This is a genomic window from Sphaerochaeta sp. UBA5849 (assembly GCA_002432715.1).
Lineage (GTDB): Bacteria > Spirochaetota > Spirochaetia > Sphaerochaetales > Sphaerochaetaceae > Sphaerochaeta.
In genome coordinates this window covers 1-11338 of the sequence record DJGJ01000025.1, presented here as the reverse complement: position 1 = coordinate 11338, position 11338 = coordinate 1, and the positions used below count along the sequence as shown (strand labels likewise).

The window sequence follows — 11338 nt, the reverse complement described above, 5'->3', positions numbered from 1 at the left end:
CCCGCCTCTCCTTGATTAGCCCAATACCGCCCATTTTCGGGCATTGTAAACGGACAAAACATGAGTGAAATAAACACCGACGAAACGCCCGTCGTGCGTATGGTCAACATAACAAAACACTTTCCCGGGGTTCTTGCCAACGACCAGGTTAGTCTGACCTTGCATAAGGGCGAAGTTCTTGCCTTGCTTGGTGAGAACGGGGCCGGTAAAAGTACCCTGATGAACATGCTGGTCGGCTTGTACCGACCAGACAGCGGAGAGATTTACGTCAAGGGGAACCTTGTCGAAATCAACTCCCCCCAAGACTCCATGGCTTTGGGCATCGGCATGATCCACCAAGAGTTCATGCTGGTGGGCAATATGAGTGTTGCCGAAAACATCATCCTTGGCATGAAGGACCTGCCCTTCATCCCTCCGATGGCAGAAATAAAAGCGAAAATCACCGAATTGAGCAAACGCTACGGTTTACAGGTGTATCCCGATAAAATCATCCAGGATCTCTCAGTGGGAGAACAGCAGCGCGTCGAGATTCTCAAGCTGTTGTACCGTGGTGCAGACATCCTCATTCTTGATGAGCCGACTGCAGTGCTTACTCCCGGCGAATCCCGGGATTTGAATGAGATCCTGAAGAAAATGCTGGCTGAGGGAAAGAGTGCCATCTTCATCACCCACAAGATGGATGAGGTCATGGAATTCAGCCACACGGTGCAAGTCCTCAGAAGGGGCAAAAGCGTATCAACCTGCAGCACAAAATCAATCAAGCGGGTACAGGATCTTGCCAATATGATGGTAGGACGCGACATCCTCTTCTCCTTGGATAGAGGGCCCTTCAAGCCCGGCGATGTCATGGTGGAGGCAAAGGATGTGGTGGTCCTTCCCATCGGTGGAGGCAAGCCGGTGCTCGACCATGTGAGCTTCTCCATCCGCGGTGGAGAAATCCTTGGAATCGCAGGGGTTGCAGGCAATGGACAGCAACAGTTGACTGAAGCAATCACCGGATTGCTCAAGGTCGATGAAGGTTCGATTTATCTCAACGGAAAGGATATGACCAACAAGACCCCGCTGCAGATCATCAAGAGCGGGGTAAGCCACATCCCGGCCGACCGCGGGCGCATGGGTGTTGTTGGAGACATGAGTGTCGGCGACAACCTCTCCATGAAGAAGTATCGCACCAAGGAGTTGTCCAGTCACAGCGTGATCAAACGCAATTGGGTGCGCAAGTTTGCCGATCACCTCATCGAAGTATTTACCATCAAGACACCCAACCAGGACACATCGGTCAAGTTCCTCAGTGGAGGAAATATACAAAAGACCATCCTGGCCCGGGAAATCGATTCATGCGGGGGCATCCTGATCGCAGTCTACCCCTCGAGGGGACTCGATGTCGGGGCCACTGAAGCGGTAAGGCAGAACATCATCAAACAGCGGGACAAGGGCAATGCCGTACTGCTGGTCAGTGAAGAGCTGGAGGAACTGTTGATGGTGGCGGACAGAATCGCCGTCATGTTTGAAGGAAGAATTATGGATATTGTGAATGCAGCGGATGCAACCACCGAGGAGCTGGGGATGTTGATGGCTGGCGTAGAGAGGAGGAATATATGAGATTCAGCCTTGAAAAGCGTGACTATCGCTCAAAAAAAATGACCATCCTCGTCCCTATCGTCAGTCTCCTGGTCTCATTCATCCTTGGTGCCATTGTGCTTTCAATCTCCAATGCAAACCCGGTGAGAACCTATGCCGCCATGCTCAAGGGTGCATTCGGCAGCCAGACAAAAATCCAGTATACGATAGTAAAGGCCATACCGCTGCTGCTCTGCGGGCTTGCTGTCGGTATTGCGTTCCGTCTCAAGTTCTGGAACATCGGGGCCGAAGGCCAGTATGTCAGCGGTGTGATCGGCATCACCTGGGTCATGCAGTTCTGGACCTTCCTTCCCACGTACCTGCTGCTTCCTGTCGGCATTGTGGTTGGAATTTTGTTCGGGGCTATGTGGGGAGGCATTCCCGGCCTCTTGAAGGCGCAATGGAGTGTCGATGAGACGCTTACCACACTGATGATGAACTATATCATCATAGGCTATGCGGAATACTTGTACATCAATGCATGGAAGGCTCCCCGTGGAAACATGGGAACGATTCTGTACCCTGAGGCTGCATGGCTGCCGAGGATTTGGGGAAGAGTACATGCCGGCCTCTACATCGCCTTGATCCTCGTTGTCATTCTCTGGTTTGTGCTTTATAAGACCCGCTGGGGATTTGAACTCAATATGATCGGCAAGAACCAACAGGCCGCCCGTTGTCAGGGTGTTTCAATCAAGCGGAACATCATTCTGGCCATGCTCGTCAGTGGAGGCATTGCAGGCCTTGCAGGAGTCATCGACAGTGCTGCCGTCACGCACCAGCTTACCAAGGGAGTAAACTCCGGGTATGGCTTTACCGGCATCATCATCGCATGGATGAGCGGGCTCAACCCCTTTGTCTCCATCCTGGTAGCCATTATCATGGCGGCATTGGAAACGGGATCGGATGCCCTGCAGATTATGAAACTACCCTCTGCGATGGGTGAAGTGATGCAGGGCTTGATCCTCATCCCCTTGCTTGCCGGAAGCATTTTTACTGAATATCGATTGGTGCTCCATGCAAAGCACAAGGAGGCTGGCGTATGAACTTTCTTGATTTCTTCACCCGGCTGCTGGCAGCAACGCTTGCAATGGGAACATCGCTGACGTATGCGACCTTGGGAGAGGTGTACACCGAGAAAACCGGCATCCTCAATCTTGGGATGGAAGGCACGATGCTCATGGGGGCGTTGGCCGGTTTTGCTACAGCCTACAATACGGGCAACCTCCTGGTCGCATTGCTTGCAGCGATGCTTGTAGGGGCTGCTCTCTCCCTGATTCACGCATTCCTGTGCATCACCATGCGGGCAAACCAAGTCGTATCCGGCTTGGCCATCACCATGTTCGGTACCGGCCTGGCAAACTTTTTAGGCCAGAGATTGGGACCGGCAACCAATAATTACAACCTTACAGGCATGAATCTTGCTTCCAAATTTGACAATATCGCTATTCCAGGTTTGAGCCGGATTCCCGTCATCGGCGCCCTCTTCGACGTATCCGTTCTCACCTATGCTTTGTACTTCCTTCTGCCGTTCGCCTGGTTCTTCCTCTATAAGACAAAGCACGGCATGGTCGTCCGCGCTGTTGGAGAGAATCCAAGAACAGCTGCTGCCATGGGCATCTCCGTATCTAAGATCCGATACCTGTACACCATCATCGGCGGCATGTTTGCCGGCTTGGGCGGTGCATGCCTCTCATTGAGCTTCATCCCCAGCTGGAATGAGGGTATGACCGGTGGCAAAGGCTGGATCGTCATTGCGTTGGTGATTTTCTCGGCATGGAACCCCGGCCGTGTGGTCATCGGCACCTTGGTTTTCGGCGGTATCACCAGTCTGCAGTTCAGCCTTCAGGCTGCTGGTTTCAAAATGGTCATCCCAGCCCAGTTCCTTGGATTCTCCCCCTATTTGATCACCCTGTTGGTGCTCACTGCCATGACGATCATCAATCAGAAGAAACGAGGCTCCTTCGCCTCCCCTGCGGCGTTGGGTACGTCGTTTGCCATCGATGACAAATAGTGTTAGCTAATGTTTATGTTTCGAGGACCTGTGGGTCCTCGTTTCTTTTGCCCTTGCCCTCTTTGTTTCGATTGCATAGGATACAGGCATGAAGAAAACCAATGCAATGAGAATTTTGGAGAGCATGGGTATCGAGTATGAGGTACTCTCCTATGATTGGGATGAGGAGCACTTGGATGCTGTGCATGCAAGCCAGACTGCCGGACTGCTTCCCCAACAGGTTTTCAAGACCATAGTCATGCAGGACGACTCCAAGAATGTCTACGTTTTTTGCCTGCCGGCCGATTTCAGTGTCAGCTTGAAGAAAGCCCGCACCCTCACCGGGAGCAAGGATATTGACTTGATCAAGCTCACCCAGCTGCAGGACCTGACCGGGTATGTCAGGGGAGGCTGTTCTCCTCTTGGGATGAAAAAGCACTACCCTACGTTTGTAGAGGAGCTGGCACAGCTGGAGGAGTACATTTTTGTCAGCGCGGGGCAAAGGGGTCTCCAGCTCAAACTGAGGCCTGAAGATCTAGTGCGCGCGGCAAACGCAACTTTTGCCGACTTCACTTGACTTACGTATGACGATTGTGGCTGGTAAAGTAACGCCTTACCCGCCTGGAGACTGAAACACTGACCAAGAAGACCAGTATGACAAAGCTTGCACCCAAGAGGCCCCTCGACCACCGCAGGGTGAATACACCCAGTTGATACCCAGAAAGAAAGAAATCAAGCGAGGTAATTGTTCCAAACAATACAACCAGCGTAGCCAGCACGACATCGGCAAGGGGGACGCGCTTGTTCTTTCGTTTGGAGAACCAGAGACCAAACAAGCCAAGCAAAACCAGCAAGGTGGCGATTACGGGAAGCGTGACAGGGATGAACCAGGTCAGGCTATGTTCCAGCACGAGATTGATCAACGCAAGATATGCAAGCGAGCCTGCCAGACATACCCCTGCAGCCGTTTTCGGTTTTTGGGCAGCCCTGCGGGAGAAGGGATAGACGAAATACAACCAGCCTACTCCGACGGCGGGGCTGGCGATCAAGGACCAACTTATTTTCAAGTCTGCAGCGTCCAAGCCGAAGAGATAGACGGCGACAAGCAGGCATTGTATCGATGCCTGCACGGTATAGGCCGGCTTCACACTGAAGGCAAGAATCAGGGAGAGGGAGGCCATGGCGATACTGAAAAGCGGGATGAAGCTCTGGCTTCCGTTGCCGCTGAGCCACATGGAAAGGAACACGGTCAACTCGCTGATGACCAGCAGGGAGACGATCAACTCAATAACACCCTTGCGTGTCTTATTGACCCCGCCCATACCCTTGGAAGGAAGATTCTGTGCAAACAGCGGTTGCTGCTTCTGCTCTTCCATACCTTCGGGGAGGTGTACCGGTGTTTTACAGAGGGGACAAGCTTTGCTCCCCTCTTCAAGTTTCACGCCGCATCGAATGCAATAGGCCATAGTTGCTCCTACCTGTCAGTTTCTCTATTGGTCGACAGGGTGACTTCAATTCCATCCTCAACCATGAAGGTGCAAAACAACCGTTCCAACTCGGTATCGGTGTTGAGGAAGCTGGTGAAGTTAACCACAATGGTATCGAGATATCCGATCACCGCCAAGGCCACCCTGTTCAGCAGCCCTGGACTCAGATGGAAATCCGCTCTGCGAATCACCCCCTCCAAAGCCGGTGGGAGCTCGAGTTGCCCTAGATTGGAGATGACTCCCGAGTACTGGTCATCCCCCAAGTAATCGGAGAGCAGCTTGAACAAGGGGTTTTTCAGCATGTTGGGAGCGAACCGAATCAACGGCGTACGCTCACCACCTACATTCCTTCGGATCTGGCTGAGCAGGCGTTTGCGGTCCTGGCTCATAGCCATCTGCATATGCACTTCCTTGGCAATTTCATCAAACGTATAGTACCCAAGAGCCGGCTCTATGCCTATGACTGCAAACAGGGTGAAATTGCGCATCGTCTCATAGCCGAATATCTTGCGCAGGTTCATAGGAACCGACAGTCGGATGGGTTTTCGTCGCCTTCGTACCGGCACTTCCTGCTGTTGCAACTGCTGTAATGCATACAAGTATGTGGATGACAAGTATTCACCGATGGTAATGCCCCTGGCTTTCGCCCGCGCCTTGATCTGCTTGGTCGATATGCTCGCACTGATCACTTTCACGCGATCGTCGATGCTGCCATTTCCTTTTCGGTGATAGGCTTTGCTGATTTTTGGATACGAAGGCAGGGTCTTGTCATACAGATGCTGAAAGGGGTCGCTAAACTCCTGGATGGAAGGTCGTGCCTTGAAAATCAAGCCACCGGGAAACTGGAAATCAGCAATATCTGCATGGTGGCAGTACCGCTCCACCAATAACTTCAAATAAGCGATAGCCCCCGAGCCGTCGGTCAGTGCATGGAAACACTCCAGTGCTATACGATGTTCACTATACAATACCTTGAACAGATATCCGTTGTTCTCCTTGAAGGAGAAGCGCCCGCTTGGGTATGAGCCTTCAGGATGCACAATCGGCTGTTTGGGGTTCGGACTGAGGAAATACCAGAAGAAGCCTGCATGCAGACTCACCTTTGCATAGGAACACCGCTCGAGCATATCGTGAACCGCTTGCTCAAGAATCTCCTTCTTGATCGTAAAACTCAAATCCAAGGAGACTCTGAATGTATTTGCATTATATACAGCCTCAGTCGGAGGGTATATCAGAGCGGAATTATCCAGCGCAATAAACCCCTCAGGGGCGTAGTTTTGTACTCGTATCTTCAAGATTGCTCGTTCTTTTTTCCTCGTTTGTAAAACGGGGTCCGAACCAACTTCGCCCGTTTGTGCTGCCCATGAATCTCAACTTCCACAACATCCCCGAATGAGAGGCTGGTAGAGCGGTCGATGAGCACATAGGCACAGAATATGCCCAAGGTCGGACTCTTGTTTCCGCTGGTGACATATCCGATATCCCGCTGATCGAGCAGTACCCGGTAGCCGCTGCGGGGGACTGCCTTATCAAGCATCTCAATGCCCCGAAGAGTTCGGGGGATTCCCGTTTCCTGCTGCTTCACCAATGCTTCTTTCCCACAGAAATCAGGTTTCTCAAGCTTTACAAAAACTCCGAGATTGGCTTCAAGGGGGGTGATGCTGTCACTGATCTCATGCCCGTACAAGGGGAGCTTCGCTTCCATGCGCAAGGTATCCCGGCTGCCCAAGCCACAGGGGATGAGGCCATAGTCCTTGCCTGCCTCAAGCAGGGTGTCCCAAAGCAGAGGACCATCATCGGCTGCGCAGTAGAGTTCAAAGCCGTCCTCCCCTGTATACCCGGTCCGGCTGATGAGAGCCATCACTTCACCGACTTCACACTGGCTTCTGAAGGTAAAGCTCTTGATCTGGGCGCAATCAGGAACAAGCGTACGTAAGATCTGCTCGGCAAGCGGCCCTTGCAGAGCCAGCTGTACGGTGGAAACGGAGAGATCGACTACTTGCGGACAAAGATGGGCGTGAGGATTGTCCGATTGTATCCATGCCAAGTCCTTATCTGTGTTGGAGGCGTTCATCACTACTAAAAAGGAGGTGGTGGTGCGGCGGTAGATGAGCAGGTCGTCCACCACCGTCCCATTGGGATAACACATCAGGGTATAGCGGCACTGCCCGACGGCCATATCGCTGATCGAGTTGGTGCACAGGTAGTCAAGGTATGCGTCGGCGCTCTCTCCACTGACCATGCACTCCCCCATGTGCGAAACATCGAAAAGTCCGGCTTTCGTACGAACAGCTTCGTGCTCGCTGAGAATGCCGCTTGCAAATTGGACAGGCAGTTCCCATCCGCCGAAATCAATCAGCTTTACACCCGGGTAGGTGCTGTACCGCTCATACAATGGAGTCCGTTTCATGACAATTCCTCATTCTTCAGGCTAAGGCTATCATCTCGATTTCAACTGCTACGTCCTTGGGCAGTTTTGCCACTTGGACGGCAGACCGAGCGGGAAGGATCCCTTCACCAAAATACGAAGCATATACTTGGTTTACCGCTGCAAAATCATTCATGTCCTTGAGAAACACAGTTGCTTTCACTGCTTTCGACAGGTCTGTTCCCGCCTCGGCGAGGACTGCCTTGAGGTTCTCAAAAACCTGCTTGGCCTGGATGGCGGCATCACCGCCTACGAGCTCATTGGTCTTGGGGTCTACGGGCAGCTGTCCGCTGGTAAAAACGAATGGACCTGCAATGACAGCCTGGCTGTAGGGACCGATTGCTGCAGGAGCCTTATCAGTATTGACTTGGGTCTTTTTCAGTTGAAACATCATTGTGCATCTCCTCTTGGTACATAAGCAGGATACCCTTTGCAAGACACTCTTGCAAGGCGAAAGCATGCATTGTATGGTAGTGGCATGCAAATGATGATGATCTACTCCAGTCCCAGGAAACGGGGAAACAGTACGACGCTGGCGAAAACTTTTGCCCAAGCAGCCAAACAAACCTACACCCTGAAAGAGGTATTCCTGCAGGATGAACATCTTGAGCCCTGCCGTGATTGCAGATGGTGCAAGACTCATTTTCGCTGTGTAATCGAAGATGAAATGAATGACCTGTGCCAGGCATTCAGGGAAAGTGACGCAATCTGTTTTGCCACCCCGGTGTATTGGTGGGGCTTCTCGGCACAACTGAAGCTGTTCATCGATAGGCTGTACCAGCTCAAACTTGATGATTTCAAGGGCAAGAGACTCTATGTGATTGCAACAGGGGAAGACACACTCGATGGAGTGCAATATCGCTTGATCAGGGAACAGTTCGAGGCGATATGCGAGTATACCGCCATGCAATTTGCCGGCTATTTACCGGTTTGCGCCGGTGATGACAATCCTGCCAAAGAGAATGAAGAGGCTCTCGAGCAAGCGAGGAATCTTCTTACAAAAGCGTAAGCAGATCCTCAACTTCGCGAGCCATTGCATACATGGACGGCTCTTTCTCCATCCCCTTGGGAAATCCAAATCCCCAGTCAACTGCGATGAAGGCTACACCGGCTTCCTCTGCACCTTTCTGGTCGTGTGTCGTGTCTCCGATGAGAACAGCATCCTGCCTTTGAACGCCGAGGTCATCCAGGACCTTCCGGACAATGTCAGCTTTGGACAGTGAAGATGATTCATTGGCTCCTCGAATGGAATCAAAATAGGGGGCAAGGCCAAAATGCTCCATCATTTGTCGTGCAAGCGGCTCGTACTTCAGGGTGCCCACTGCAAGCAAATACCCGCTCTTCTTCAACGCATCCAGCGTATCTTCTATCTTTTCATAGGGAGTCGCATTGAATCTTCCATGCTCGTCATACTCCTTGCGGTAGATAACCACAGCCTGATCGATCAAGGAGGGATCAAGATCATAAACTTTCACAAAACATTGGGTTATGGGAGGTCCGATGAACTTGCTCAACTGTTTCAGATCGTGTTCAGGTTCCAAACCCAACCGTTCAACAGTAGCATTTGCCGATGCAAAGATGCCTGGTGAAGTGTTCATCAAGGTCCCGTCGAGGTCAAATATTGCGAGTTTGAAATTCATGGGTGAACCATATGCAATATTTGCTGGTGAATCAAGCCATTTGAAGCGATCAAATCGCATCGGATATCAGTAAACGGCATCTCGGGATTGGCGTTTGCCACCTCTCCTCCGGCTTCACGGACCAGCAGCATGCCGGCGGCCATATCATAATAGCCGAGGCAAAGCTCATAGTACCCATCCAGCCTCCCTGCTGCGATATAAGCCAGTTCCAATGCACAGGAGCCGAACGAGCGAAAGTCGCTTACAGCCAAAAACAGTCTCTGTGCAGTATTAAAGTACCCTTCGACTAGATCATGTTGTCGATGGGGAGGAGCACAGACCAACAGGGCTTTTGAGAAATCCGTTACACAAGATACAGCAATCCTCTGTCCATTCAGATAGGCCCCTCCACCTTCGCTGCCCCAAAAGAGTTCCTCCTGCCTTGGATTGAACACCACACCCACAAGCGGATGAAATGGTTCGAGTTCCCAAGCGATGCTGATCGTGTAATTGGGAAGCGACCGGAAAAAATTGGTAGTACCATCGATGGGATCCAGAATCCAGCGACCATGGCTTGCATTCCCGTTCGTACCTGTCTCTTCACCAAAAATCGTATCATCGGGAAACGTCTGCCTGATGGTCGAAATGATGAGTTGCTCACAGGCAAGGTCTGCATCAGTAACAAAGTCATTCTGATGCTTGTTGTGTACTTCGATATGGGGATTCTTTCCCGCCTCAAGTACCAAGGAACCAGCCAATCTTGCTGCCTGCAAGGCTACCTCCAGATGGCGGGAAATGAGATCTGTTTTATTCATCGTATTCTTTTCTTCTCCAGGATTCGTTCACCCAAGTTGACTACATATTTCCAGTCCGACTGCGAGAAGTCCTCGAACTTGATCGTCTTCTCCTCGGCATGATAGAGCGTCCCGGCATGGGTGTATCCCAAATACAGGACATTCCAAACTGTCTTGCCTTGAGTATACATTATGGCCCCGACATTGTTTCTCCGATCCCAAGCCCTCAGCATGTCCCCTTTTCCAGCCATCAGCACCACGGTAAGATCGATGCCGGGAATGGTGAACATCTTATCTTTATTGTCTGTATTCTGTGCCTGGCGAGCCTGCTCGATCAAAGACGATGTCCCCATGAGCAGCTGAGGCTCTGCGTTCTTGCAGAATTCAAAAAATAAAGTAGGGGAATTCTCTTTCAATTTCCCCAATATTTCCCTGATTGTGAATGGAAGATCTCCATCGAAGGAACTCTCGACTTCCTCCAATTGTACCATGGCAGCAGGCATGCTTTTCTCTGCATCAGCAGGAACTGCTTCCTTGCCTCCGGTTTTTGCAATCCTGTCTGCAAGAATAAAGCGAGGGATTGCAGGAGGCGTGAGCCCAAGCTTTTCCTCTTCCTTGCCTTCCTTGACAGTTTCCTGCTTGTTCTGACTTCTGAAGTCAGGCGGCATTGCGAGGCGATAATCCGGATGAAACGGTTGCCCCTCTGTTTTTTCCGAAGGCTCGTCCTTATCTCGAGCAAGCTTTTCCCCAATGGGAACCACAGGCTCCTGCTCTACCACAGGCTCCTGTTCTTGGTCAATTAGTTCGGATAGTGGCGTATCTTCATCAAATGCAAGCCCGGATTCAGTTTGGATAGCGTTTTGGAGGACTGGCTCTGGTTTCTTCTCTACAGGACTGGAACCACCTTTTGCAATATCGGAGAGATGGGAAAAGAAGGAGAATGGCGAGGAAGGCTTGCTGACAACCGGCTCTGGTTCTTCCTTATCTGTCTGGAGCATGGACACCAGATCGTCTTCGTCGTCTTCATCAGCGTCACCGGTGTGGAACAATTCGGAGAATTCTTCAGTTCCATCCTCCGCGTCCTCGTCAGCAAAGTTCAAGTAATCCTCTTGGACATCATCGTCCTCATCATCATGTTCAATGGCAGGTTCGAGGATGCAATAGGCTTCCAGCTCATATTCATCCCCTTCCCCATCTTGGTCCTCATAATGATCAAGATCGTCATCATCAAAATCAAACAAGCTCGGCTGTTCATCAAGAGCAGCGAGTTCATCAGCTGTCTCAAGCTCATCCTGCTCGTTCTCATCGTGAAGCTCATCGTTGTCAGAATCATCAGAAGCAGTAAAATATGAGGAGCCGATACATGGTGATGTATCTAGAATCTCATCCTCTGCTGGAAT

Annotated in this window: 12 protein-coding genes; 5 read left to right on the top strand and 7 right to left on the bottom strand. The window is 51.3% G+C overall.

Translation table 11 applies throughout. The features are described from left to right. Positions 1-60: 60 nt before the first annotated feature. The 4 genes from B3K89_RS03965 to ybaK all read left to right on the top strand — a co-directional run bounded on the left by B3K89_RS03965 (position 61) and on the right by ybaK (position 4187). Complete coding sequence (locus tag B3K89_RS03965; RefSeq protein WP_293893984.1) at positions 61-1602, top strand: ABC transporter ATP-binding protein; 1542 nt, start codon at positions 61-63, stop codon at positions 1600-1602. Further along, complete coding sequence (locus B3K89_RS03960; protein WP_293893981.1) at positions 1599-2663, top strand: ABC transporter permease; 1065 nt, start codon at positions 1599-1601, stop codon at positions 2661-2663. The genes B3K89_RS03965 and B3K89_RS03960 overlap by 4 nt, the downstream gene beginning before the upstream one ends. After that, the gene (locus B3K89_RS03955) at positions 2660-3631 is read left to right on the top strand and encodes an ABC transporter permease (protein ID WP_293893978.1); all 972 of its coding nucleotides are present in this window, start codon (positions 2660-2662) and stop codon (positions 3629-3631) included. Before B3K89_RS03960 ends, B3K89_RS03955 begins: the two co-directional genes overlap by 4 nt. An 88-nt stretch (positions 3632-3719) precedes the next feature. Then, entirely contained in the window at positions 3720-4187 is a 468-nt protein-coding gene (gene ybaK, locus B3K89_RS03950; RefSeq protein WP_293893975.1) for a Cys-tRNA(Pro) deacylase, read from the top strand. Between the two features lies 1 nt (position 4188). Here ybaK and B3K89_RS03945 read toward each other — a convergent pair whose 3' ends face one another. From B3K89_RS03945 to B3K89_RS03930, 4 genes are read right to left on the bottom strand one after another with little or no spacing between them, the layout of a single operon-like run. Then, complete coding sequence (locus B3K89_RS03945; RefSeq protein WP_293893972.1) at positions 4189-5076, bottom strand: hypothetical protein; 888 nt, start codon at positions 5074-5076, stop codon at positions 4189-4191. Between the two features lie 8 nt (positions 5077-5084). Further along, complete coding sequence (locus B3K89_RS03940) at positions 5085-6392, bottom strand: hypothetical protein (protein WP_293893969.1); 1308 nt, start codon at positions 6390-6392, stop codon at positions 5085-5087. Beyond that, entirely contained in the window at positions 6389-7507 is a 1119-nt protein-coding gene (gene gcvT, locus B3K89_RS03935) for a glycine cleavage system aminomethyltransferase GcvT (protein WP_293893967.1), read from the bottom strand. The genes B3K89_RS03940 and gcvT overlap by 4 nt, the downstream gene beginning before the upstream one ends. Before the next feature lie 16 nt (positions 7508-7523). Beyond that, entirely contained in the window at positions 7524-7919 is a 396-nt protein-coding gene (locus tag B3K89_RS03930) for a RidA family protein (protein WP_293893964.1), read from the bottom strand. 84 nt (positions 7920-8003) lie between these two features. On the opposite strand from B3K89_RS03930, the gene B3K89_RS03925 reads away from it, so the two are divergent. Continuing rightward, the gene (locus B3K89_RS03925; RefSeq protein ID WP_298504311.1) at positions 8004-8534 is read left to right on the top strand and encodes a flavodoxin family protein; all 531 of its coding nucleotides are present in this window, start codon (positions 8004-8006) and stop codon (positions 8532-8534) included. Here the strand turns inward: B3K89_RS03925 and B3K89_RS03920 are convergent. The 3 genes from B3K89_RS03920 to B3K89_RS03910 form a co-directional block, all read right to left on the bottom strand. Further along, positions 8521-9165, bottom strand: a complete 645-nt coding sequence (locus B3K89_RS03920; RefSeq protein WP_293893957.1) for an HAD hydrolase-like protein — start codon at positions 9163-9165, stop codon at positions 8521-8523. The genes B3K89_RS03925 and B3K89_RS03920 overlap by 14 nt on opposite strands. Continuing rightward, a complete protein-coding gene (locus B3K89_RS03915) occupies positions 9162-9959 on the bottom strand; it encodes an inositol monophosphatase family protein (RefSeq protein ID WP_293893955.1) in 798 nt (265 codons plus the stop codon). Before B3K89_RS03915 ends, B3K89_RS03920 begins: the two co-directional genes overlap by 4 nt. Continuing rightward, positions 9956-11338: hypothetical protein (locus B3K89_RS03910; protein ID WP_345907090.1), on the bottom strand; the 1383-nt coding region annotated here is incomplete at its 5' end. The genes B3K89_RS03910 and B3K89_RS03915, both read right to left, overlap by 4 nt.

Coding starts and splice junctions, on each gene's coding strand:
- B3K89_RS03955 (WP_293893978.1), top strand. CDS start 2,660: ATGAACTTTCTTGATTTCTTCACCCGGCTGCTGGCAGCAACGCTTGCA.
- B3K89_RS03915 (WP_293893955.1), bottom strand. CDS start 9,959: ATGAATAAAACAGATCTCATTTCCCGCCATCTGGAGGTAGCCTTGCAG.
- B3K89_RS03925 (WP_298504311.1), top strand. CDS start 8,004: ATGCAAATGATGATGATCTACTCCAGTCCCAGGAAACGGGGAAACAGT.
- B3K89_RS03960 (WP_293893981.1), top strand. CDS start 1,599: ATGAGATTCAGCCTTGAAAAGCGTGACTATCGCTCAAAAAAAATGACC.
- B3K89_RS03930 (WP_293893964.1), bottom strand. CDS start 7,919: ATGATGTTTCAACTGAAAAAGACCCAAGTCAATACTGATAAGGCTCCT.
- B3K89_RS03920 (WP_293893957.1), bottom strand. CDS start 9,165: ATGAATTTCAAACTCGCAATATTTGACCTCGACGGGACCTTGATGAAC.
- gcvT (WP_293893967.1), bottom strand. CDS start 7,507: ATGAAACGGACTCCATTGTATGAGCGGTACAGCACCTACCCGGGTGTA.
- B3K89_RS03945 (WP_293893972.1), bottom strand. CDS start 5,076: ATGGCCTATTGCATTCGATGCGGCGTGAAACTTGAAGAGGGGAGCAAA.
- ybaK (WP_293893975.1), top strand. CDS start 3,720: ATGAAGAAAACCAATGCAATGAGAATTTTGGAGAGCATGGGTATCGAG.
- B3K89_RS03965 (WP_293893984.1), top strand. CDS start 61: ATGAGTGAAATAAACACCGACGAAACGCCCGTCGTGCGTATGGTCAAC.